This is a genomic window from Pseudomonas berkeleyensis (genome assembly GCF_014109765.1).
GTDB lineage: Bacteria > Pseudomonadota > Gammaproteobacteria > Pseudomonadales > Pseudomonadaceae > Aquipseudomonas > Aquipseudomonas berkeleyensis.
Genome location: NZ_CP059139.1, coordinates 2,504,927 through 2,527,898, shown reverse-complemented (window position 1 = coordinate 2,527,898; position 22,972 = coordinate 2,504,927). Strand labels below are relative to the sequence as shown.

Below are 22,972 nucleotides of genomic sequence, written 5' to 3'. Positions count from 1 at the left end.
CCCACACCAGGCTGGCCGCGACCCGCAGGTGCTGAGACGAATCTCGTCCTTGCTCGCGGAAGCCGAAATGGCGCTGCAAGACGACACCCACAGCGCCTACTTCTACCTCGAACAGGCGATGGAGCTATTGCGCCATGCCAACGCCTGTCGTGACTGTGGTGCACGCCATGCCGGCAGCGGCCTGACCCACTGGCAGACGCGACGCCTGGATCAATACATCAGCGAGAACCTCGCCGCCTCGATTCGTACCTGCGACCTGGCCGCCCAGCTCAGCCTGAGCAGCAGCCATTTTTCCCATGTGTTCAAACAGACCTTCGGCATCACGCCGCTGGCCTATGTGGCCCGCAAGCGCATCGAAGCCGCCAGGGAGATGATGCTGGTCAGCGACCAGCCGTTGACACAAATCGCTCATGCCCACGGTTTCTGCGATCAGTCGCACTTCACCCGCACCTTTCGCCGCGAAACCGGGCTGAGCCCGCTGATGTGGCGGCAGCGCTGCGCCTCAAGAGCGCAGCCCGCCAACGATCAAGCGTGAGGCTTTCGATCAGCCCAGCATGGTGACATGACGTGGGTGACTGGCCACCCGGTCCGTCCAGGCGAGAATGGCCGGGAAGGCTTCCAGACTGAAACCACCCTCTTCGGCCACATGGGTGTAGGCGTACAAAGCGATATCCGCGATGGAGTATTGCTCGCCCACCAGATACGGCGTGCGCAGCAATTGCTGCTCCATCACCTTGAGCGCCTTGTAGCCACGTACCAGGCGAACGCCATGTTCTTCACGACGATCCTCCGGCAAGCCCAGGTAGAGCTGGATGAAGCGGGCCACGGCGACGTTGGGCTCATGGCTGTATTGCTCGAAGAACTGCCATTGCAGCACCTGGGTGCGCAGACGCGGTTCGCTCGGCAGGAATTCGCTGCCCTCGGCGAGGAAGTTGAGGATGGCGTTGGACTCCCACAGACAAGTACCGTCCTCCAGCTCCAGCACCGGAATCTTGCCGTTGGGGTTCTTGGCCAGGAAGGCGTCGCTCTGCGTCTCGCCCTTGAGAATATCGATGGGAATCCACTGGTACTCCTTGCCCAGCAGATGCAGCATCAGCTTGACCTTGTAGCAGTTGCCCGACCGGTAATCGCCGTAGACCTTGAACATTGCCCCGCCCTCCTTAACGCTCGCGGCAAATTCGCCGCCTAAGAATTCAAACCCCTGATTCGCCCTGCGCGTCACGAACAACCGCAGCCAACCGGCGCAAACCTTCACCCAGACGCTCCGGGGCCACGTGGCTGAAGTTCAGCCGCAGATAGCCTGGATTGGCGTCCGGGTCGATGAAGAACGGCTCGCCCGGCATGAACGCGACATTCTGTGCCAGCGCCGCATCCAGCAGCGTACGGGTGTCCAGCGGCTGTTTCAGGGTCAGCCAGAAGAACAGTCCGCCCTGCGGAATTTCCCAGTTGGCCAGCTCGCCAAAGTGCTCTTCCAGAGCCACCTGCATGGCGTCGCGGCGGATGCGGTAGAAGTCACGCAGCTCGGCCAGGTGACCGCGGTACTGCTCGCTGCCCAGCCATTGCAGTGCCTGCCACTGACCGATGCGGTTGGTGTGCAGGTCGGCCGACTGCTTCAGGCGCAGCAGGTGCGGGTAGAGATCCTTGGTGGCGATCAGATAGCCGACACGCAGGCCCGGCAGCAGGGTCTTGGACACCGTGCCGGTGTAGATCCAGCTGGCCTTCTGCAAACGGGTGACGATCGGCGTGGCGCTACCGGCATCGAACACCAGCTCGCGGTACGGCTCGTCTTCGATCAGGGTCACGCCGAATTCGTCCAGCAACGCGGCAACGGCTTCGCGCTTGGCTTCGCTGTAACGGGTACCGGACGGATTCTGGAACGTCGGGATCAGGTAGGCGAAGGCTGGCTTGCTGGTTTCCAGGCGCTGGCGCAGTGCAGCCAGCTCAGGGCCATCGGCCTCCTGCGGCACACTGATGCAATTGGCGCCGAACAACTGGAAAGCCTGCAGGGCCGCCAGGTAGGTCGGCGCCTCCAGCAGCACCTCGGTGCCCGGATCGATGAACAGCTTGGAGGCCAGATCCAGCGTCTGCTGCGAGCCGCTGACGATCAGCACCTGGCTGGCGTCGCAAGGTACGCCCAGGGCGCGCGCCTCGGCAGCGATGGCCTCACGCAGCGCCGGCTCGCCCTCACTCATGCCGTACTGGCCCATGCTCGCCGGCATGTCGGCCCAATCCACCTTCGGCAGCATCGGTTCGGCCGGCAGGCCTCCGGCAAAGGACATCACCTCCGGACGCTGTGCCGCAGCGAGAATTTCACGAATCAGGGAGCTTTTCAGGCGGGCGATGCGTTCGGAGAAGGCCATGAGTATTCCTGGGGTGCCAAAGGCTGTAGATTTAAGTCAAACTGGTTGACCGAAACTACGATGCCGAACAGGGATACGTCAATATGACTGACCTAAAAAATTTCCCCGAGAAATTTTTAACGTCGCACAGCGACGGCCCGCCGAGTGGCCGCCAGGGGTGGCAGGCCATAAAGAACAGCGCCGTTCAGCAGGCCGCCATGGAAGCCTTCTTCTTCGGCTATCAGGCCTTCACCGCCAAGCCCGACGAAATGCTGGCCAAGCGCGGTCTGTCACGCGTACACCACCGCATCCTGTTCTTCATCGCCAAATACCCGGGCCTGAACATGACCGAATTGCTCCGCTATCTGGGCGTAAGCAAGCAGGCGCTGAACACACCATTGCGGCAACTGATGGAAATGAACCTGGTGCTCAGCGAAGCCGCGCCAGACGACAAGCGCAAGCGTCTGCTCGGCTTCACGCCTGAAGGTGCCAAGCTGGAACAAGCCCTGCGCCGTGAGCAGGCGCGCCTGCTGCAACGGGTGTTCGGGGAAATGGACGAAGAAGCCGTGCAAGGCTGGCTGGAAGTCAATCGTGCCCTGGCACGCAGCCGCCAGGAACGGGCGTAGCAGTCGCCGCTCAGTGCACATGCAAGACGAGCCCCTTTGGCAGGCGGGGCTCACCTCTACAGACCTCATGCCCCCTTGCCCCTGCCGCCAACACCGCCGGTCATACCACGCCACAGCGTGATTGCACCCGGACATGACCTCTGCAATCATATGCGAATAATTATCACCTTAACTTAGGTTATCGCGAGGTGCGCGTGTCGGTTCAGGATTCCAGCAATCAGCAGCTGGTCGGTCTGCTCTACCGCGACCATCGCGACTGGCTGTTCGGCTGGCTGCGCAAAAGCCTCAGCTGCCCACAACGCGCCGAAGACCTGAGCCAGGACACCTTCGTTCGCCTGCTTGGCCGTGATGACCTGCAAACCCCACGCGAACCAAGGGCGCTGCTCACCACCATCGCCAAAGGCCTGCTGGTCGACCAGTTCCGCCGCAGCGCGCTGGAACGCGCCTACCTTGACGAACTCGCTCTGGCCCCCGAAGCCCTGCACCCCAGCCCGGAAGAACAAGCACTGGCCTTGGAGCAACTGAGCGAGATCGACCGCCTGCTCGGCCAACTGTCGAGCAAGGCCCGCGCCGCCTTCTTCCATAGTCGCCTGGACGGCCTCGGTCATGCCGAGATCGCCGAACGCCTCGGCGTTTCGCCGTCGCGCGTACGCCAGTACCTGGCTCAGGGCCTGCGTCAGTGTTACATCGCGCTGTATGGCGAGCCACGATGAGCCAGGTATCAGCCCGCGCCCTCGACGAAGCCATCGCCTGGCAACTGTGCCTGGATTCCGGTGACGCCAATGATCAGCAACGCCATGAGTTCAACCAGTGGCTGGCGGCCCATCCGGAGCACGCGGTGGTCTGGCGCCAGTTGGGCGGCATCGATCAGCAATTGACCGCTGCCGCGCCGCCCATGGCGCGCCGCGCCCTGCTGCAGGGTGGCGGTGCTCGGCGGCGCAGTTTGCGGCGCCTGGGCGGCAGTGCGCTGGGCGTGGTTCTGGCCGCGGGCATCACCCTGGCACTGCTGGCTCAGCAGCGGCCACTGAGTGACTACCTGGCCGACTACCACACCGCAGGTGGTGAGCAGCGCGAACTGCTGTTGGCTGACCACAGCCAGATCCGCCTCAACAGCCGCAGTGCGCTGGATGTGGAGTTCGATGGACAGGAACGACGCCTGGTACTGCGCAGCGGTGAAATCCTCATCCAGACCGCCAAGGGCGATACGCGGCCCTTCGTCGTCGAAACGGCGCAAGGACGCCTGCAAGCGCTGGGCACACGCTTCCTGGTGCGCAGCGAAGGCGATGTCACCGAACTGATCGTGCTGCAGTCTGCCGTTGCCGCACGGCCACGATCCGGCGCGCAAGAACGCATCGTCCACAGCGGCGAACAGATACGCATGGACAGCCAGCACCTGGGCGCCAGCACGCCCGCTCCCATCGGCGCCGATGCCTGGAGCCGTGGCATGCTGGTGGCGGACGAACTGCCGTTGGCGCAACTGATCGAGCAGATTGGCGAGTACCGTAGCGGCTACCTCAGCCTCGACCCGAGCCTGGCTGGACTGCGCATCAGCGGCAGCTTCCCCTTGCACGATACGGACAAGGCGCTGGCCGCCCTGCCGCCCAGCCTGCCGGTACGCATCGAACAGGTTGGCCCCTGGTGGACACGCGTGGTGCCGGCCGAAAAATAAGCGTTGCCGGGGGAATCATCTAGACCTTGCCTACAGCCGGGGAACCCATGGATGGCGCGGTAGAAATATTTTTTCTGCCCACCCCTGTCACTTTTTCATTCTGCTTCGGCAACAGGACATTGAGATGCATTCCCGCTTAGGAGAAGTTCGCAATGTCTTTCCGCCCTGCCCCGTTCCGCCACACCCTGCTGGCCATGACCGTCGCCATGGCTGGCCATATCGGCCTGGCTCAGGCCGACGCCTATCAGTTGCCGGCCGGCCCGCTGTCCAGCACCCTCAATCAGATCGCCAGCCAGGCGGGTATTACCCTGAGCATCGATCCGGCGCTGACCGCCGGCAAGCGTTCGGCTCCGGTCAACGGTGACTTCGACGCCATCGACGCGCTCAACCAGGCATTGCGCGGCACTGGCCTGCAGCTGCAAGGCGGCGGCTCGGGCGCCTACAGCCTGGCGCCGGCCGACCAGGAAGCCATGGCACTGCCCGACGTGACCGTCACGGCGACGGGCCAGGCCAGCGAAAGCGCCTGGGGCCCGGCCAACGGCTACCTGGCCAACCGCGTCGCGGTCGGCACCAAGACCGATACCCCGCTGCTGGAAACCCCGCGCTCCATTTCGGTAGCCACCCGTGAACAACTGCGCGACCGCAAGGTGCAGAACCTCGACGATGCGGTGCGTTACATGCCGGGCGTCGTCGCCAGCAGTTATGGCAGCGACAGCCGCGCCGACTGGATGAAGATTCGCGGTTTCGAGCCGATCCAGATGCTCGACGGCCTGCCACTGCCCAAGGGCAGCTATGCCATGCCCAAACTGGAAACCTGGAACCTCGAGCGCGTCGCCATCCTGCGTGGCCCGGCCTCCTCGGTATATGGCCAGACGCCGCCCGGCGGCCTGGTGGATGCGGTCAGCCTGCGCCCGCAGGATGAAAGCAGACATGAAGTCGAAGTGCAGGTCGGCAACTACAACCACAAACAGATCAACTTCGACAGCACCGGTCGCATCGACGACGAAGGTCGCTTCCTCTATCGCATCAGCGGCATGGGGCGCGACAGCGGTACGGTGGTCGAGCACATGGACGACCAGCGCTTCAACCTGGCGCCCAGCCTGACCTGGAACATTGGCGACGAGACCAAGCTGACCTTCCTCAGCCAGTTCAACCGCGACGATACCGGTGGCACCAGCCAGTTCCTGCCGCTACAGGGCACCAAACTGAGCACACCGGCCGGCAAGGTCGACTACAACAAGAACCTCGGCGACCCGGACTGGGAGTTCTACGACAAGACCTTCTACGCCCTGGGCTATGCCTTCGAGCACCGCATCAACGACGTCTGGCAGTTCCGCCAGAACCTGCGCTACAGCAAGCTGGAACTGGACAACCAGATCATCACGGCCGGCGGCATGCATTGGCCCAATGGCCCACATGAAGCGGTAAGCCCCGATGGCACCGTTGCTCGCGGCGCCAACGTCTACGACGAGAACGTCCGCCATTTCGCCGTGGACAACAATTTCCAGGCCGACTTCAACACTGGCGTGATCGGCCACACGCTGTTGCTCGGCCTCGATTACCAGCGCGTGAACACCGATTATCGCTGGCTGTACGGCAGCGCTCCCTCCAGCAACATCATCAACCCGGTCTACGGTCAGGACTTCAGCGGCGTAACGTATTGGCGCCTGCAGGACTACAACCAGAAGCGCCGTAACACGGGCCTGTATGTGCAAGATCAACTGTCGCTGGACGCCTGGCGCCTGACTCTGGGCGGCCGCTGGGATCGTCTGGACACCGACTCGGTGTTCTACAACGCCAATGACGCGAAAGATCATCGCCGCGACAGTCAATTCAGTGGCAATGCGGCGCTGAGCTACGTCTTCGATTCGGGTTTCACGCCCTACATTTCTTACGCCGAATCCTTCCAGGCTGAAGCAGGCGGGATGACCGACACCGTAGCTGGCACAGGGGAAGCCTTCCAACCCAGCACCGGCAAGCAGTACGAGTTGGGGATCAAATACCAGCCGCCGGGTAGCGATATACTGTTCACCGCAGCGGTCTACGACCTGAAGCGGCAAAACATCATTTCGACCAACACGCTGGGTGCCAGCGAGCCTGTGAGTGAAGTGCAGGTACGCGGCTTTGAACTGGAAGCCACGGGTAACGTCACTGAGAATCTAAGCCTGACCGCCTCCTACACCTATACCAACAGCAAGATGACCAAGGTCGGCGACCCGCGCGACAAGAACCGCGCGCTCCCGCTGACACCTGAGCATCAAGCCTCGCTTTGGGCGAACTATGACTTCAGCGTCGGCCCGCTGGCGGGTTTCGGCGTTGGCTTCGGCGCGCGCTTCGTCGGTTCCACCGACAATGTCGCCGTCGGCCAGATAGGTAACATCAGAGACCTCTCCGATGGTCACAGCAGCGCCTACACCGTCTACGACGCCGCCGTGCGCTACGACCTTGGCAAGCTCGACGCCAGCCTGCGCGGTGCAAGCATCGCACTCAACGCCGAGAACCTGTTCGACAAGGAATACCTGGCCACCTGCGACGGTTTCTACTGCTACGCCGGCGACCCACGTCGGGTGACCGCCAGCCTCGGCTACAAGTGGTAAGCACCCACGCGGGCAACCGATGCACCTGGAAAACACTGTGGCCGCCTTGCACGGCCGCGGTGTTTTTCCGCTTTACGTGCCGACACTCGGATAAACCATGAGATCGACAACCATCCGCCGCTGGTCATGGCTGCACACCTGGTCCAGCCTGATCTGCACCCTGTTCCTGCTGATGCTGGCGCTCACCGGCCTGCCATTGATCTTCCATCACGAACTCGAGCACCTGCTCGGCGAAGCGCCCGAGCTGCGCGAACTGCCGCCCGACACGCCCTACCTGAACCTGCAACAACTGGTGGACGCCGCCGAGCGCCACCGCCCGGGCGAGGTGATCCAATACCTGGGTTTCGAGAAGGACGAGCCCAACGGCATCATCGCCATCACCGCGGCAACTGCCGGCACCGAGCCCAACTCCTCGCACACCTTCATGCTCGATGCACGCAACGGCGAACCGGTGGCCATGCCGGCCGCCAACGGTGGCGTACTGATGTTCATCCTGCGCCTGCACGTGGACATGTTCGCCGGCCTGCCCGGCAAGTTGCTGCTGGCCTCCATGGGGTTGCTGTTCGTCGTGGCCATCGTGTCTGGCGTGGTGCTTTACGCCCCGTTCATGCGCCGCCTGAAATTCGCCGAGGTGCGCCATGACCGCTCGACACGCACACGCTGGCTCGACCTGCATAACCTGATCGGCATCGTCACCCTGACCTGGGCGCTGGTGGTCGGCATCACCGGCGTGATCAGCGCCTGTGCGGATATTCTGATCGAAGCCTGGCGCGAAGAAGCCCTGGGGGCACTGATGGAGCCCTATCGCGGTGCGCCGCCCTTGCAGCAGCGCGCCCCGGCGGATGAACTGCTGCGCATTGCCGGCGAGGCTTTGCCGGGCATGCAGGCGGACTTCATCGCCTTCCCCGGCACGCGCTTTTCCACCGAACACCACTACACCGTGTTCATGATCGGCAGCACGCACCTCACAGCCCATCTGTGGACACCGGTACTGATCGACGCGCAACGCCTGGAAGTCACGGCCATTGCCGAGCGCCCCTGGTACATGGACGCGCTGTCGATGTCGCAGCCGCTGCACTTCGGTGACTACGGCGGCAGGCCGATGCAGATTCTCTGGGCGGTGCTCAACGTGCTGACCATCATCGTGCTGCTCAGCGGTCTGTACCTGTGGTGGGTTCGGCGGCGTACGCCGCGCCTCAAACAAACAGCGCAGGTGGCGCAATGAAGTGGCGCGAGTCGACGTTCGCCTTGCCGGCGCTGATCGGCCTGCTCAGCGCCCTCGGGCTATTCGCCGCCCTGCTCGGTGATGGTTGGTGGGATTCACTGTCCTGGCTCGGCCTGGGCATTCCGGCGCTGCTCGGCGTCTGGCCGCTGCTGCGTCGCAGCAAGGCGCAATCCTGAGTCAAACGAACGCGCCGTCTAAGAGCGTGTTCAAAGTCTGCTGCGCGTCGGCCATGCAGCGTTGAAATCAAGCTGGAACGCCAGCCCGGGCTGGGCGCCCCCGTCGAAATACTCATTTACAGCTCGTAAAGTCGAACGCGACTCCGAGCGTTCTTCGCTCGATTCGCGGGGCCGCCATCGGTATTGCCTGGCTCTAGCTCGCGAGACTTTGAACAGGCTCTAAGCGGCGTGTTCGCGCAACTCGCCAGCGCCCTTGAAGAACACCAGCATCAGCGTCACACCTGCGCCGAGCAAGGGCACGATGGCCAGCAACATGAGCAGGACGCTGGCCAGCATCAGGCCGCCGACGATATCCAGCCAGGCCATGACCTTCAGCGTCGGATAGGGATACTCGATCTTCAACAGGCGCAGTCCCAGCCAGGTGGTACACGCCCCCATCGTGCAAAGCAGCCCCACATAGCCGATGGTCTGCCAGTCGAGGCCGGTGAACAGGCCCTGGCCGAACAGCAGATCGGCCACCTCCAGCGCCAGCGTCACCACCACCAGCGACCATATCGGCACCTGCAGGCGTCGTGCGCCGAAACGCGCCTCGGCGAAAGCCTTGAAGCGCAGCAGCAGGTAACAACCGAGCAGCACCAGCAGCAGGCTCAGCCACTCGGTGTAGAGCACCAGCACCTGCGCCTCGGTCGTCTCCAGCAGGCTGCTGGCCAGCACCAACCCAACCACCAGTGCATTGGCCAGCACCGATACCAGCGCCAGCCAACCGAGCACCTGTAACTGCCGGACACTCCAGCCCGGCAGCGAAAGATCGGGGCGCTGCTCGAGCAATTCGACCTGCGGCGCGCTGTAGGGATTGTCCGGTTGCATGGGCATGTCCTTGCGAGAAAAAAGCCGAGGCTAACCAGCTGAGCGCCCCTTGGCCAGACTGTACGGCTCATCACGCTGTTGGCTGTACCGCGACGGCGCACGGGCGGCGCAATAGTCTGATGCGCTCTCGATGGAGTCTCGCAAATGACCACTGACCTGCTGCTCGCCTTCGTGGCCTTCGCCTTCGTCACCTCGATCACACCCGGCCCGAACAACATGATGTTGCTGGCCTCCGGGGTGAACTTCGGCGTGCGTCGCAGCCTGCCACACATGCTCGGCATCAGCCTGGGCTTCATGCTGCTGGTAGCTGCCGTCGGCCTCGGCCTGGGCCAGTTGTTCGAGCAGGTGCCGCTGCTACACAGCGTGTTGCGCTATGCCGGCGCCGCCTACCTGCTTTACCTGGCCTGGAAGATCGCTCAATCCGGCGCCCCGCAAAGCAGTGGCGCTGCGGCAGCCAAGCCGTTCACGTTCCTCCAGGCTGCCGCGTTCCAGTGGGTCAACCCGAAGGCCTGGATCATGGCCATCGGCGCCATTACCACCTATACCCCGCATGAGGGTTTCTTCACCAATGTGCTGCTGATCGCCGCACTGTTCGCCCTGGTCAACTGCCCCAGCGTCGGTCTGTGGACGGTGGCCGGCAGCCTGCTGCGCAACTGGTTGAATAACCCGCGTGCGCTGCGCGCCTTCAACATCAGTATGGCGTTACTCTTGGTCGCTTCGCTCTACCCCATCCTCGTCGACACGGGACTGTTCTGATGCAAGACGCAACCTCACCCCGCCTGCGCCCACTGGCCGACAGCTCCACCTCCTCCGTGGTGGCTGGCTTCATCGCCATGCTCACCGGCTACACCAGCTCGCTGGTGCTGATGTTCCAGGCTGGCCAGGCGGCCGGTCTGACCAGCGGGCAGATCTCCTCGTGGATCTGGGCGCTGTCGATCGGCATGGCAATCGGCAGCATCGCGCTGTCGCTGCGTTACCGGGCGCCGGTGATGATCGCCTGGTCGACACCGGGTGCAGCGCTGCTGATCACCAGCCTGCCCGAGGTGTCCTATGGCGAGGCCATCGGCGCCTACATCCTGGCGTCCGCGCTGATCCTGCTGATCGGCCTGACCGGCACCTTCGACCGCCTGATGCGCCGTATCCCGGCGTCTCTCGCCGCCGCCCTGCTGGCCGGCGTGCTGTTCAAGATCGGCCTGGAAATCTGCAACGCCGCCGAGCAGCAGCCCTGGCTGGTGCTGGCCATGCTGCTCGCCTACCTGGTCGGCAAACGCCTGTGGCCGCGCTACTCGGTGCTTGCCGCACTGATCGCCGGCAGCCTGATGGCAGGCATTCTGGGCCTGCTGGACTTCACCGGTTTCAGCCTTGAACTGGCCACGCCGGAGTGGACGACGCCAAGCTTCTCGCTGTCATCTGCCATCAGCATCGGTATCCCGCTGTTCATCGTCGCCATGGCCTCGCAGAACCTGCCAGGCATGGCGGTATTGCGCGCCAACGGCTACGACGTACCGGCCTCGCCACTGATCGCCAGCACCGGCCTGATCTCGATCCTGATGGCGCCCTTCGGCAGCCACGGCATCCACATGGCCGCCATCAGCGCCGCCATCTGTGCCGGCCCTGAAGCTCACGAAGACCCGCGCAAGCGCTACACCGCAGCGGTCTGGTGCGGGGTGTTCTACGGCATCGCCGGCATCTTCGGCGCTACCCTGGCGGCACTGTTCGCCGCTCTGCCGGCCGCCTTGATCCTGTCCATCGCGGCGTTGGCGCTGTTCGCCTCGATCATCGGTGGCCTGACCCAGGCCATGAGCGAGCCGAACGAACGCGAGGCAGCGCTGGTGACCTTCCTGGTCACCGCCTCGGGCATGACCCTGCTCGGCGTCGGCTCGGCGTTCTGGGGCATCGTCGGCGGCCTGCTGACGTTGGCCGTGCTTAACTGGGGCAAGCGTCAGGCCTGAGCCATGCGGCGATATTCACTGAATGTCGCCGCGCCCCGCTCCAGGGGCAGATCGAGCCCGTTGGCGAGATAGGCAACCGTCCGGTAGAAGCCTGCCAACATCAGAATTTCCAGAATCTGCTCATCATCGAAATACGTGCGAATTCGCGCGAACTCTTCATCGCTCAGCGTCGCGCGCTCATGCAGCGCATCGACGCTCGCCAGCAACGCGGCCTCCTCGGCCGCCCAGAGGTGCTCGCGCAGCGGCCTGTCCAACGTGGCGCTCACCTCCTCCCGGCTCAGGCCAGCCGCTTGGGCGAAAGTCGTCACATGCACACCCCATTCGTACTCGCAGCCGGTCAACGCGCAGCATCGGTCGATCACCAGTTCACGCTGGCGTAGCGTCAGCAGCTTGCCATCGAGCAGAGCGCCCGCGGTGAACTTGCTCCAGGCCCGTTTGCTGCTCGCCAAGGAGGTGAACAACACCAGGGGTGGCACGCCTGGGCCCATGATCCGGTCGAAAGACGCCTGAATGTCCTCGGCGTAGGGTCGGTTCAGTGCTGCAATTCGAGTCATGCTGTATCCTCCGCTATCGAATATGTAGCAACAGTATTGCTACTGATTCAGTAGCAAACAAGTCCGATAAACAGGAGTGATGAACGCAGCATGACTTCATCGATTCTCAACGGCCGTCGCCCGATCATGGCGCTGCTGGATCTGCTCGGGCAGAAGTGGGCGCTACGCATCCTCTGGGAACTGCGCGACGGCGCACTCAACTCCAGGGCGTTGCGAAGTGCCTCGGGCGATATCTCACCGACCGTGCTGCAGAGCCGGATCAACGAGCTACGCGCCGCAGGCCTCATCGATTCAGGCGACAAGGGATATGCGCTCACCCTCCTGGGAACGGAGTTGGCGGAAACCTTCCTGCCGCTCTATCGCTTCGCCGACAAATGGGCCAGTCAGTTGCAAGAGATGCCGTAGCGGTAGAGCGCAAGTTCGGCACGACGATGCGAACCGACGGCCAGGCTGGAGCGGACGGTGATGACAAAAGGCGTCGCCTTCTTCACTATCTGCTGGCGTTTTGACTCCAGCCCCATAACAACATCACATGGAAGGCATCATGCAGCCCCCCAGCCGTCGCCACTTTCCGCTCCGCCGTCTTTCCCTGCAAATCGCCCAGGCATCGCTCCTGTTGAGCTCCGGCGCAGCAATGGCGGCAACCAACTGCAGCACGTCGGGCAATATCACTACGACGCAATGCAGCACCACCGACATCCAGATGGTGGGGGGCACGGGTACTTCGTCGCTCACCGTGACGGATACCACGGCAAATTCGGTCGCTGTGTTGAGTTCGCCCTACGACAGTGGCCCGTTCACCCAGAACCTGACCATCGACGGCACCACGGTGCTGAACCGCAGTGATTATCCGGCGGTGTACATGTATTCCAGTCAGCCCGGCTGGGATGCCAATCTGCAGATCGGCTCGGGGGTGAGCATCACCTCCGCAGGCCCGTTCGGCGCGGTCTGGCTACGCTCGGAAAGCAACGACACGAGCACCAGCAACACCATCGTGGTGGACAGCGCCGCCAGCATATCGAGCTTCGGCGCCAGTTCCGACGGCATCACCGCCACCTCCAACAATGGCGCCGTCTCGCTGACCAACCGTGGCAGCGTAACCGTAGCCGGCGGGCGTGGCCTGTACGCCGACGGTGGCTCGGCCAGCCTGACGCCGGTCAGCGTCAGCATCACCAACCTGGGCTCGGTTCATGCTTATCAGGCCGGCGCACGCGCGATCGACTATAACGGCACAGCGGTGATCGATAACCGTGGCAGCGTCCGTTCGACCACTCGCCAGGGTCTGATCGCCTGGTCTTCCAATGGCGGCGCACAGATCAGCAACAGCGGCACCGTGGTCGCCGACCATTACGATGCGGTTGTGGCTGCCGGTACCGGCGGCAACGTGACGGTCACCAACAGCGGCAGCATCACCGCCAACCGCAACCTCAACCTCAGCCAGGTCAGCCCGGATTTTCACGGCATCAGTGCCTATAGCGATGGCATCGGCAACGTGACCACCACCAACACCGCCAGCGGCGTCATCAACGCCGTGTGGGACGCTGGCATGGCGGGCGCCAGCGCCCAGGGCACGATCAGCATGCTCAACGCCGGGCGGATCAACGCCCTTACCGGCTTGCTCGCCGAATCCAACAACGGAATGGTCAGTGTCACCAACACGGGTACGCTGAACACCAGCGGCACCGGTATCCAGGTCAACTCAGCCAGTTCGGGCGAGGTCGTCAACAGCGGCACGCTCGTCTCAGCCAGTACGGCGTTCCTGGTGGGTTACGGCGTAGCCGTGGATGTCGAAAACAGCGCCGGCGGGCTGGCCATCGGCAACCTGCAACTGGGCAACCTGGCCAATTTCCTCAACAGCGGCGATCTGGTGTTGAAACAGGGCGCCAGCCTGAGCAATTACGCCACAGGCGGATCGGTGGTGAGCAGCAGCGTCGGCGGCAACTTCACCCAGAGCGCCAGCGGTTCGTTGAACATCGCAGCGGCCAACGTAGCCAGTTACAGCACCCTGGCGGTCGGCGGTACGGCAAACCTGGGCGGCACCCTCAAGGTCGACGTCAAGTCCAGCTACACAGGCGGCGACCTGACCGATGTGATCACCGCCAACGGCGGCCTCACCGATAGTGGCCTGCGCGTAACCGACAACTCCCTGCGCTATGCCTTCTCCACGCTGTTCCGTGCCAACGGCATGGATCTGGTGGTGCGCGATACCGGCATGAATAGCATCAGCGGCGCCGTTTCCCCGCAATCACCTGGCGCATTGGGGGCCGCCGCCGTGTGGGACGACCTGCTGGCCAATGGCACCGGCTCCGCCGAACTCAACCAGGCGCTGCAGGAAATCGTCGCCAGCGAGGATGCCGGCGAGGTCACCAGCAAGGTGCAGCAAACCCTGCCACTGCTGACCGGCAACTCGATCAACCTGGCCAACAACACCCTGGGCAGCATCAACTCGGTGATCCAGTCGCGTGTCGACGCAACACGCGGCCTGTCATCGGGCGATGCTTTCCTGGGTGACCGTCATCTGTGGATGAAGCCGTTCACTACCCGCTCGCGCCAGGACAACCGCAATGGCGTGGTCGGCTACAGCGCCGAGACCCATGGCTTCGTGATCGGCGCCGATGCCAGCGTCTCTCCCGATACCGATCTGGGCCTGGCGCTCGCCTATGCCAAGACCGACGTCTCGAGCAACTCAGCCGGGCCGAAACAGAGTGCGGACATCGACACCTATCAGCTCATCTTCTACGGCCGTCATGCCCTAGACGCCAGCAGCGACCTGCTGTTCCAACTCGATACAGGCAAGATGCGCAGCGATGGCAAGCGCCAGATCGATCTCGTCGGTCTGAACGCCGAGTCCAGCTACGACAGCAAGACCGCCCATGCCGGAATCGGCGTGGATCGACGCTTCCAGTTGAGCGAGCGCACCATCTTCAAACCGTCGCTTCACCTCGACTACACCTGGGTCGAAGATGAGGCCTATCGCGAGAAAGGTGCCGGTGGTCTCAGCCTGCAGGTGAAGTCGCGCAGCACCGATGCGCTGGTGCTGGGCCTAGACGGCCTGCTGACCCACGACCTCACCGAGCAGCTCACCGCCACCGCCAACCTCGGCGCCGGCTACGACTTCTACAACCGCGACACCGCCATCATCGCCGCCTACGCAGGCGCCCCGGATGCTGCCTTCGTCACCGAGGGTAGTAATCAGTCGGCCTGGTCGCAGCGCGCCGGTGCCGGCCTGATCTACACCACCGCCAACGGCACCGAGATCACTGGCCGCTATGACGCCCTGCACCGCGAAGGCTTCCTCAGCCAGACCGCATCGGTGCAACTGCGCTGGATGTTCTAACGGCACCTTGTGATGCGTCTCGTCCGCCTGGCTAGCGCGGCGCTGCTCACCCTGGTGGTGGGTTGCGCCACGTTGCCAACGCCCGAACAGCGTGCGCACACCGCTGATAAGCTGGCAGCGGAGCGTGGTTGGGCGGCGCAAAACCTCGAAGCGGCGCCGTTTCAACTGCGCGCCTACCTGCCAAAGGCGGCGACTGGCGACACTCTCGTGATCTATCTGGAAGGCGACGGGTTTGCCTGGCTCACCTCAACCCGCCCCTCGACCGACCCCACGCCCCTGACGCCTGTCGCCTTGCAACTGGCGCTGGCCCAACCGAGTGGTGCGGCGGCCTACCTTGCCCGGCCCTGCCAGTTCATCGCGACTCAGCCGGCCTGCTCTCGGGACTACTGGACGGACGCGCGCTTCGCGCCAGAGGTGGTGGACAGCCTCGCTCAAGCCGTTGACCAGTTGAAGGCGCGCGTCGGTGCGCGGCAACTGATCCTGGTGGGTTACTCAGGCGGTGGCGCCCTTGCACTGCTACTGGCGGCGCGACGTGATGATGTGGCGCGTGTCGTCACCGTGGCGGGGAATCTCGATCCACAGGCCTGGACGACCTACCATCGCCTGCAACCGCTGAAGCGCTCGCTGAATCCCGCAGACCAGCGGCCGGCATTGGCCAGCACGCGTCAGCAGCACCTGGCCGGCGGTCGCGACCGCATCGTGCCCGCCGCCCTGGCCAGCGCCTTCAATAACGCCTACCCGCCCGGCACACCCTCGCGCGTCTACCTGCTGCCCGAACATGACCACGCCTGCTGCTGGGCGCGCGATTGGCCGAGCCTGTGGCTGAAGCTGCAGCAGGATGCACAGGCGAACACGCCAGATCAGCCTTGATCAGCCAACCGGCGTGAGCGGCCGGCATCCCGCCCCAGCACCGGCGCATGCTCGGCCATCAGTTCTACTACCCAGTCGATGAATACCCGCAGCTTGGCGCTGACGTGCCGGTTCGGCGGGAACGCCAGGTACATCGGCATCGGCGTCATCTGCCAGTCCTCAAACAGGCGCACCAGTTCGCCGCTCGCCAGATGCGGCTTGGCCATGTAGTGCGGCAACCAGAGCATGCCGAGGCCCGCAAGGCCGGCGGCCAGGTAGGCGTTGCCATCATCGACGATCAGCCGCGGGCGGCCATGGGCCTCGATGCGTTCGTCGCCACGACGCATCGCGTAGGGCAAGGCCTTGCCGGTGCGTGACCAGAGAAAGCCCACGGTGTGATGACCAGCGTCCTCCAGTTCATGTGGGTGCATCGGCGTTCCGGCACGTTGCAGATAACCCGGCGTGGCGTAGATGCCGAGCTGCAGATCGCCGACATGCCGCGCGATCAACGACTGGTCGGTGATCTCGCCGCCGCGTACCACGCAATCGACGTTCTCTCCAATAATGTCGACGATGCGGTCGCTCACGCCCAGGGTCAGCTGGATTTCCGGATAGCGCGCGTAGAACGTTGGCAACGCCGGGATCAGCAGCATGCGTGCGAAAGGGCTGGGCACGTCCACCCGCAAGCGGCCGCGCGGCGCCATGGAAGCACTGGACAGACTGGTCTCGGCATCGTCGACATCGGCCAGCAGGCGCACCACACGTTCGTAGTAGGCCGCCCCGTCGGCGGTGACGTTGACCTTGCGCGTAGTGCGGTTGAGCAGGCGCACGCGCAGCCGCGCCTCCAGTTGCTGGACGAGCTGGGTCACGCTGGTCTTGCTCATGTGCAGGGTGGCGGCCGCCTTGGTGAAGCTGCCGGTTTCCACCACACGGGCAAAGGCCTGCATCGCATCGAAACGATCCATCACACGTCTCTCTCGGCTCTTGATTGTTTGGATTTTACAAACAGTCATGACCAGAGTTGCGCGTTTATCCAGCCCGGTGGTGTTTTTAAAGTGGCTTCATCGTTAACAACGGGCCGCAGTGGCCCCAATGGAGTCAAGCATGAGCAACAAACGTGATGTGGTTTTCCCGGCCGACCGCCATGACCTGTACGAGCTTCACCGCTACTCGCCTGCAGTTCGTGCCAACGGCTTTCTGTTCGTATCCGGCCAGGTTGGCAGCCGCAAGGACGGCTCGCCCGAACCCGATCTGAAGGCGCAGGTGCGCCTGGCCTTCGCCAACCTCAACGCGATTCTCGCGGCGGCGGGCTGTAGCTTCGATGACGTGGTCGACACCACTGTGTTCATGGTCGACCCGCACGCGCAGTTCGAAACCATCTGGGAGGTGGTAGCCGACTACTGGGGTGAGGCGCCCTATCCGAACGTGACTGCGGTCGGCGTGACCTGGCTGTCCGGCTTCGACTTCGAGATCAAGGTGATCGCCAAGCTGCCGGAATGAGCAGCGGTCGCGCCCCTGCAGACGAGGGCGCGACCGAAGGCTCAGAGGTGAGTGAAGACGCGCTCGGCTGGCAGGCGCGACTTCGGCAGCGCAGCATTGAAATCGCTGTCGCTGTGATACCCCAGCGCCACCGCGACCATGCTGCTCAGCCCCTGGGCGGCCAGACCCAGCTCCTCATCCAGCGCCGCACGGTCGATGCCTTCCATCGGCGTGGCATCCACGCCTTTGGCAGCAGCGCCGAGGAGCAAGGTGCCCAGCGCCAGATAGGCCTGTTTCTCCGCCCAGTGCGGGATATCGCCCAGGCCACGGTGCAGTTCGACATAGCTGCTGCGGGTGTTGTGCTGGGTGGTGCGCGCCGCGTCATCGCGGAAGCGGCCATCGTCGGCCTCCTGCTGCAGCACATCGGCCAGATAGGCCTCGTCGAGGTCACGGCGGGTGCAGATCAGGATCACGTGCGAGGCGTTGAGAATCTTCGGCTGGTTGTAGGCGAAACCGCCCTGCGCGCCCTTGGCCAGGCGCGCCTTGCCCTCGGCAGTGCTCGCCACGACGAAGTGCCACGGCTGCGAATTGACCGAAGACGGTGACAGACGCAGCAATTCCAGCAATTCGTCGATGATCGCCTGATCCACCTGGCGGCTCGCGTCGTAAGCCTTGGTGGTGTAACGCTGACGTGCGAAGGAAACGGGGCTCATGGACACTCTCCTGATCAATAGGTAACGCGAAAATGGACGCTAGTCTGCAACAGGCGCAGGCACGAAAAAAGCAGGCAAAGCCGTTAGGAGTTTCAAAGAAAAAATGAAAATGCTGGCAGGTCAGCCCGTGTGAAAACGTAGCGAGCGAAGATCAGGCAAGACAAAAACAGGCGAAAAACGCTCGGAGTCGCGCTCGACTTCGATCCACTTCTGCAGCGTCAGTAGAAAGCCGCCCACCTGCCGGCCTCCGAACAAGAACGGCTGTAGCGGATAAAAGGCTGTTCGCGGATCAGCGACTGCCAGTCCTCAGCAGCCACAATACGGTTCACACAAGAAGCAATGGAGCGTGATAGACCCCCTCGCCCCTCCGGGGATAGGGCCAGGGACACTAAGCGTGTGCAACCGTGGATGAGCAGCATGACGCACGTAGCTGGCTTATTCGGCACGCATAACTGTAAACACCTCGTAAATGCAATGGATTTTCATTAGCCCTGACAGTAAAAAGATAGCTTGCTTTCGATCCCGCCACAGACAGCGCTTGTCGCTGCTCGTCTCGACCTGGAGTCCAGCATGTCTATCCCCTCTCTCTTGCAGCGTGCGGTGCTGGTAATTGCCACATCGCTATTTCTCGCCCTCCCTCTGCATGCCAGCGAACGCACGCTGGACAGCGCCTATGGCCCGCTGAAACTCAGCGGCACACCACAGCGCGTGGTGGCGCTGGGCGATAGTGCTCTGGATGCCACGCTGTCGCTCGGCATACAACCCGTCGGCACCCTGGCCAGCCGCGGTGGCAATGACGTCCCGGACTATCTCAAGACCAAGGCCGGTAAGATCACCCTAGTGGGCAGCGTGCGCGAACCCAATCTGGAAGCCATCCTGCGTCTGCAGCCAGATCTGGTACTGGCCTCCAGCGACCTGTCGCGCGAGTTGTACGCCAAGCTGAGCCTGATGGCGCCCACCGTGGTGCCCACCGGCACTGCCTTTCAGGACTGGCGCGACACCTACATGACCTACGCCCAGGCACTTGGCAGGAAAGAACAAGGCCAGCAACACATCGCCGAGATCGAGCAGCGCAGCGCCGAACTGCGCCGGCGCCTGCCCCAGAACCAGGAAGTCAGCGTGGTGCGCTGGAACCCGCAGGGGCCGGTGATCATGTCCAGCCACCTGTTCGTTGGCCAACTGCTGAACGAGCTCGGCCTGCGCGCCAATGAACTGGCCGCAGCCCAGGTGCAGAAACCGCACAGCGATGTGCTCAGCCTGGAGAACCTGTCACGTATCAATGCCGACTGGATCTTCCTCGCCACGCTCAATCCGGATGGCCGCAAGGCACTCGATGACGCGCGCAAGCAGCCCGCCTTCACCCGCCTGCAAGCCGTTGCTGACGATCACGTGGTAACCGTCGACGGGCAGATCTGGAGCAGCAGCTCCGGTTACCTTGCGGCCCAGCAGGTACTCGATGACGTGGAGAAGGCCCTGCTCGACTGATGCGCGCATCACGCCTCTCCGTTGCCCAGGCGCTGGGTTACGCAACCCTGTGCCTGGCGCTGCTGTGCGTGGCCAGCCTGCTGCTGGGCGCAGGGGACATCGGCACTCTGCCCAGCCTGCAGGCCCTGCTTGGCGGCAGCGATGACGATGCCCGTTTCATCGTCTTCGAGTTGCGCTGGCTACGTACCGAGCTGGCCCTGCTGGTCGGCATCGCCCTAGGTGCGGCCGGCGTGCTGCTGCAGGCGGTAACCCGCAACCCCTTGGCCGAGCCCGGATTGCTCGGGGTCAGCGCTGGCGCCTCGTTTGCGGTGGTGCTGGCGATCAACCTGGGGGCTTCGGCCGCCAGCCTGCACCTGGGCGTGGCCATGCTCGGCGCGCTGGTGGGCTGCGTACTGGTGCTACTGGTCACCCGCATGCGTGGCGTCGGTGATGATCCCGTGCGCCTGGTGCTGGCCGGCGCGGCCTTCTCCGGCATGCTCGGCGCGCTGAGCAGCCTGCTGCTGTTGTGGGATCAGCGCACCGCCGACGAAATGCGCTTCTGGGTCATCGGCGCCCTGGCGGGTCGTCCGCTGGACACTGTCGACTGGAGTCTGCCCGGGCTGATCGGCGGCCTCCTCATGGCGCTCCTCGTGGTGCGCCCGTTGGCGGCCCTGGCGCTGGGCGAACGCGTGGCCAGCGGCCTCGGCCATCATCCGCAACTGACGCGCCTGAGCACCTTGCTGGCAGTGGCGATCCTGGTCGGCACCGCCACTGCCGCCGCCGGCCCCATCGGTTTCATTGGCCTGATCGTGCCCTATATCGCTCGCCGTCTGGTGGGTTCCGACATCCGCCGCACCCTGGCCCTGAGCATGCTGCTCGGCCCCTGCGTCCTGCTGCTGGCCGATGTCATCTCGCGCCTGCTGGTGCGTCCTTATGAACTGCCGGTGGGCGTGGTGACCGCCTTCGTCGGTGCACCGATCCTGATTGCCGTGGTGCGCAACCACCGCCTACCGACCCTGTGACATGAACGTATTCCCTTCACACTCCCTGATCGCTCCGCCCGGACATCATCTGCTGCGCCTGGGCACATGCAGCCTGCTGCTGCATCGAAGCAGCCTGCTCGTGGCGCTGATCCTCGGCCTGCTGCTGATCGGCGTCGGCGCCTGGATACTGGCGGCCGGCGACGACGCGCTAACGCCTTGGAAAGCCTTGCAAGCCGCCCTCGGCCAGGGTGAGGCACTGCAGGTATTCCTAATTCAGGAACTGCGCCTGCCGCGACTGGTTGCCGGCCTGCTCAGTGGCGCCGCCCTAGGCGCCGCCGGCTGCCTGCTGCAGACCCTGGCGCGCAACCGCCTGGCCACACCGGGGGTGATCGGCATCGACAACGGCGCCACCGCCTTCGCCGTCGCCTCCATCGTCGCCGTGCCCACCAGTCTTGCGCCCTCAGTCCTGGCACTGAGCGGCGCCGCCACGGCCGCCGTGCTGACCTTCGCCCTGGCTGCTGGCGGTGGCGCACGCGGCTATCGCTTCATCGTCGTCGGCATTGCCATCGGCGCGTTGTTCGGTGCGGCGACCAACCTGATGCTGGCACGCAGCGACATGGACGCCGCCAATGCCGCCTATCCCTGGACGGTCGGCAGCCTCAACGCACGCCCCGCCGACTCGGTGCTGCTGCTCGGCATCGGCTTGGCCGCCGGTTTACCACTGGCCAAGCTGCTGGCCAATGCCCTGAGCCTGATGCGCTTCTCCGACAGTGTCGCCATCGGCCTCGGCGTACGCCTGCAACGCATGCGCCTGCTGACCCTGGCGCTGTGCGTATGGCTGACCGCACTGGCCGTTGCCGTCGTCGGCCCGGTCGGCCTGATCGCCCTGGCCGCACCGGAAATGGCCCGGCACCTGTGCAACCGCCACGGCGTGCCGGTGCTCAATGCCGCGCTGTCCGGCGCGTTGATGATGATCCTCGCCGACTGGCTCGGCCGTACCCTGCTGGCGCCCATCGAAATACCCGTCGGCATCATCGCCGCCGTGGTCGGCGGCCCCTACCTGCTGTGGATTCTGCTGCGCCAGGCCCCACGGAGTTCGACATGACCCTGCTTTCCTCACTGCTCGGCGACGCCAGCCAGACCGATGTGCGCCTGGAAGCGCGCGACCTGAGCATGGGCTATGCCCAGACTCGTATCATCGAAGGCCTCGACCTGCAAATCCCCAGCGGCCAGGTCAGTGCCATCGTCGGCCCCAATGGCTGCGGCAAATCCACCCTGCTCGCTGGCCTTGCCCGCCTGCACAAACCCATCTCCGGCAGCGTACTGCTCGACGGCAAGGCCATCGGCAGCCTGCCCTCGCGCGAAGTGGCGCGTCGACTTGCCTTGCTGCCGCAGGACGCTACCGCGCCGGATGGACTGACGGTCAGTGAGTTGATCCGTTTCGGCCGCCAACCGCACCAGAGCCTGCTGCGCCAATGGAGCGAGGAAGACCAGGCCATCGTCGACGCGGCTCTGGTCGCAGCCGATCTGAAAGAACTGGCTGACCGGCCACTGGAGTCGATGTCCGGCGGCCAGCGCCAGCGCGCCTGGATCGCCATGGCCATCGCCCAGGCCACGCCGCTGCTGCTGCTCGACGAACCTACCTCGGCGCTGGATCTGGGTCATCAGATCGAAGTATTCGAGCTGATCCGCCAGCTCTCTGCCGCCGGCAAGACCGTGGTGATGGTGGTGCATGATCTCTCCAGTGCCTGCCGCTATGCCGACCACCTGATCGCCATGCACCAGGGCCGGATCGTCGCCAGCGGCCGACCAGAGGAAGTCGTTACTTCGGAGCTGGTCGAGCAGCTGTACGGCGTACGTTGCACGCTGCTACGTGACCCGGTCAGCGGAACGCCGGTGATTGCCGGGGTTAGCCGGCCGTGAACAGACGGCAAAACGCCGCAGCGCCTTCCGTAAGGAAAAGGATTTGTCTGAAAAGACTGTAAGAAATGACCTCATATAGTTTTCAGTCATTTCTTACATAGCCAGTTTTTTTCTGATCAATCAGACACTTAAATTGTCAGGATGAAATCTCGACTTCCTGGGCATCGGCTGCACGTTTTTTGAGCAGAAGAATGGGCTGGACTATCGTCCAAGCAACTC

The 22,972-nt window shown here is 63.9% G+C and carries 23 protein-coding genes; 17 read left to right on the top strand and 6 right to left on the bottom strand.

Annotation, left to right across the window (positions count from 1 at the left end):
- The first annotated feature begins 67 nt into the window (after window positions 1–67).
- A complete protein-coding gene (locus HS968_RS11760) occupies window positions 68–535 on the top strand; it encodes a helix-turn-helix domain-containing protein (protein ID WP_179621714.1) in 468 nt (155 codons plus the stop codon).
- Window positions 536–544: 9 nt separating this feature from the next.
- Here the strand turns inward: HS968_RS11760 and HS968_RS11755 are convergent, their stop codons facing one another.
- Window positions 545–1,147, bottom strand: a complete 603-nt coding sequence (locus HS968_RS11755) for a glutathione S-transferase family protein (protein ID WP_182371379.1) — start codon at window positions 1,145–1,147, stop codon at window positions 545–547.
- 46 nt (window positions 1,148–1,193) lie between these two features.
- On the bottom strand, window positions 1,194–2,360 hold the full coding sequence (locus HS968_RS11750) for an aminotransferase-like domain-containing protein (protein WP_119691051.1): 1,167 nt from the start codon (window positions 2,358–2,360) through the stop codon (window positions 1,194–1,196).
- Between the two features lie 83 nt (window positions 2,361–2,443).
- On the opposite strand from HS968_RS11750, the gene HS968_RS11745 reads away from it, so the two are divergent.
- The 6 genes from HS968_RS11745 (at window position 2,444) to HS968_RS11720 (ending at window position 8,632) form a co-directional block, all read left to right on the top strand.
- Window positions 2,444–2,965 carry a MarR family winged helix-turn-helix transcriptional regulator gene (locus tag HS968_RS11745; RefSeq protein WP_179621717.1) on the top strand — a complete coding sequence of 174 codons (522 nt, stop codon included), beginning with the start codon at window positions 2,444–2,446 and terminating at the stop codon, window positions 2,963–2,965.
- 194 nt (window positions 2,966–3,159) lie between these two features.
- On the top strand, window positions 3,160–3,678 hold the full coding sequence (locus tag HS968_RS11740) for an RNA polymerase sigma factor (protein WP_182371378.1): 519 nt from the start codon (window positions 3,160–3,162) through the stop codon (window positions 3,676–3,678).
- Complete coding sequence (locus tag HS968_RS11735) at window positions 3,675–4,634, top strand: FecR domain-containing protein (protein ID WP_182371377.1); 960 nt, start codon at window positions 3,675–3,677, stop codon at window positions 4,632–4,634. The genes HS968_RS11740 and HS968_RS11735 overlap by 4 nt, the downstream gene beginning before the upstream one ends.
- A 152-nt stretch (window positions 4,635–4,786) precedes the next feature.
- Window positions 4,787–7,231 (top strand): TonB-dependent siderophore receptor, encoded by a 2,445-nt coding sequence (locus tag HS968_RS11730; protein ID WP_182371376.1) that lies wholly within the window; start codon window positions 4,787–4,789, stop codon window positions 7,229–7,231.
- Window positions 7,232–7,328: 97 nt separating this feature from the next.
- A complete protein-coding gene (locus tag HS968_RS11725; protein WP_182371375.1) occupies window positions 7,329–8,456 on the top strand; it encodes a PepSY-associated TM helix domain-containing protein in 1,128 nt (375 codons plus the stop codon).
- Window positions 8,453–8,632 carry a hypothetical protein gene (locus tag HS968_RS11720; RefSeq protein WP_179621722.1) on the top strand — a complete coding sequence of 60 codons (180 nt, stop codon included), beginning with the start codon at window positions 8,453–8,455 and terminating at the stop codon, window positions 8,630–8,632. Before HS968_RS11725 ends, HS968_RS11720 begins: the two co-directional genes overlap by 4 nt.
- Window positions 8,633–8,851: 219 nt before the next feature.
- Here the strand turns inward: HS968_RS11720 and HS968_RS11715 are convergent, their stop codons facing one another.
- Complete coding sequence (locus HS968_RS11715; RefSeq protein ID WP_182371374.1) at window positions 8,852–9,499, bottom strand: hypothetical protein; 648 nt, start codon at window positions 9,497–9,499, stop codon at window positions 8,852–8,854.
- Between the two features lie 144 nt (window positions 9,500–9,643).
- Here HS968_RS11715 and HS968_RS11710 point away from each other — a divergent pair, with 144 nt between their 5' ends.
- Window positions 9,644–10,255: a LysE family translocator gene (locus tag HS968_RS11710; RefSeq protein ID WP_182371373.1), complete on the top strand. Its 612-nt coding sequence runs from the start codon at window positions 9,644–9,646 to the stop codon at window positions 10,253–10,255.
- The gene (locus tag HS968_RS11705; RefSeq protein WP_182371372.1) at window positions 10,255–11,451 is read left to right on the top strand and encodes a benzoate/H(+) symporter BenE family transporter; all 1,197 of its coding nucleotides are present in this window, start codon (window positions 10,255–10,257) and stop codon (window positions 11,449–11,451) included. The genes HS968_RS11710 and HS968_RS11705 overlap by 1 nt, the downstream gene beginning before the upstream one ends.
- On the opposite strand, the gene HS968_RS11700 is transcribed toward HS968_RS11705, so the two are convergent.
- Window positions 11,442–12,005: a carboxymuconolactone decarboxylase family protein gene (locus tag HS968_RS11700; RefSeq protein WP_182371371.1), complete on the bottom strand. Its 564-nt coding sequence runs from the start codon at window positions 12,003–12,005 to the stop codon at window positions 11,442–11,444. The two genes, HS968_RS11705 and HS968_RS11700, sit on opposite strands and share 10 nt — an antisense overlap.
- Window positions 12,006–12,095: 90 nt before the next feature.
- On the opposite strand from HS968_RS11700, the gene HS968_RS11695 reads away from it, so the two are divergent.
- The 3 genes from HS968_RS11695 to HS968_RS11685 all read left to right on the top strand — a co-directional run bounded on the left by HS968_RS11695 (window position 12,096) and on the right by HS968_RS11685 (window position 16,212).
- On the top strand, window positions 12,096–12,410 hold the full coding sequence (locus HS968_RS11695) for a winged helix-turn-helix transcriptional regulator (RefSeq protein ID WP_238338940.1): 315 nt from the start codon (window positions 12,096–12,098) through the stop codon (window positions 12,408–12,410).
- Window positions 12,411–12,549: 139 nt separating this feature from the next.
- Window positions 12,550–15,342 (top strand): autotransporter outer membrane beta-barrel domain-containing protein, encoded by a 2,793-nt coding sequence (locus HS968_RS11690; RefSeq protein ID WP_182371370.1) that lies wholly within the window; start codon window positions 12,550–12,552, stop codon window positions 15,340–15,342.
- Between the two features lie 12 nt (window positions 15,343–15,354).
- Window positions 15,355–16,212, top strand: a complete 858-nt coding sequence (locus tag HS968_RS11685; RefSeq protein WP_182371369.1) for an alpha/beta fold hydrolase — start codon at window positions 15,355–15,357, stop codon at window positions 16,210–16,212.
- On the opposite strand, the gene HS968_RS11680 is transcribed toward HS968_RS11685, so the two are convergent.
- Complete coding sequence (locus tag HS968_RS11680) at window positions 16,203–17,156, bottom strand: LysR family transcriptional regulator (protein ID WP_182371368.1); 954 nt, start codon at window positions 17,154–17,156, stop codon at window positions 16,203–16,205. The genes HS968_RS11685 and HS968_RS11680 overlap by 10 nt on opposite strands.
- Window positions 17,157–17,295: 139 nt before the next feature.
- On the opposite strand from HS968_RS11680, the gene HS968_RS11675 reads away from it, so the two are divergent.
- Window positions 17,296–17,691, top strand: coding sequence for a RidA family protein (locus HS968_RS11675; protein WP_182371367.1), 396 nt, complete (start codon window positions 17,296–17,298; stop codon window positions 17,689–17,691).
- Between the two features lie 41 nt (window positions 17,692–17,732).
- Here HS968_RS11675 and nfsB read toward each other — a convergent pair whose 3' ends face one another.
- Window positions 17,733–18,383 carry an oxygen-insensitive NAD(P)H nitroreductase gene (gene nfsB / locus HS968_RS11670; RefSeq protein ID WP_182371366.1) on the bottom strand — a complete coding sequence of 217 codons (651 nt, stop codon included), beginning with the start codon at window positions 18,381–18,383 and terminating at the stop codon, window positions 17,733–17,735.
- Window positions 18,384–18,953: 570 nt separating this feature from the next.
- Here nfsB and HS968_RS11665 point away from each other — a divergent pair.
- The 4 genes from HS968_RS11665 to HS968_RS11650 are packed head-to-tail and all read left to right on the top strand — an operon-like array spanning window position 18,954 to window position 22,753.
- Window positions 18,954–19,868 (top strand): ABC transporter substrate-binding protein, encoded by a 915-nt coding sequence (locus HS968_RS11665; RefSeq protein ID WP_182371365.1) that lies wholly within the window; start codon window positions 18,954–18,956, stop codon window positions 19,866–19,868.
- Window positions 19,868–20,869 carry a FecCD family ABC transporter permease gene (locus HS968_RS11660; RefSeq protein WP_182371364.1) on the top strand — a complete coding sequence of 334 codons (1,002 nt, stop codon included), beginning with the start codon at window positions 19,868–19,870 and terminating at the stop codon, window positions 20,867–20,869. The genes HS968_RS11665 and HS968_RS11660 overlap by 1 nt, the downstream gene beginning before the upstream one ends.
- Before the next feature lies 1 nt (window position 20,870).
- Window positions 20,871–21,935 carry a FecCD family ABC transporter permease gene (locus HS968_RS11655; RefSeq protein WP_182371363.1) on the top strand — a complete coding sequence of 355 codons (1,065 nt, stop codon included), beginning with the start codon at window positions 20,871–20,873 and terminating at the stop codon, window positions 21,933–21,935.
- Window positions 21,932–22,753, top strand: a complete 822-nt coding sequence (locus HS968_RS11650; protein WP_182371362.1) for an ABC transporter ATP-binding protein — start codon at window positions 21,932–21,934, stop codon at window positions 22,751–22,753. The genes HS968_RS11655 and HS968_RS11650 overlap by 4 nt, the downstream gene beginning before the upstream one ends.
- The last annotated feature ends 219 nt before the right edge of the window (window positions 22,754–22,972 follow it).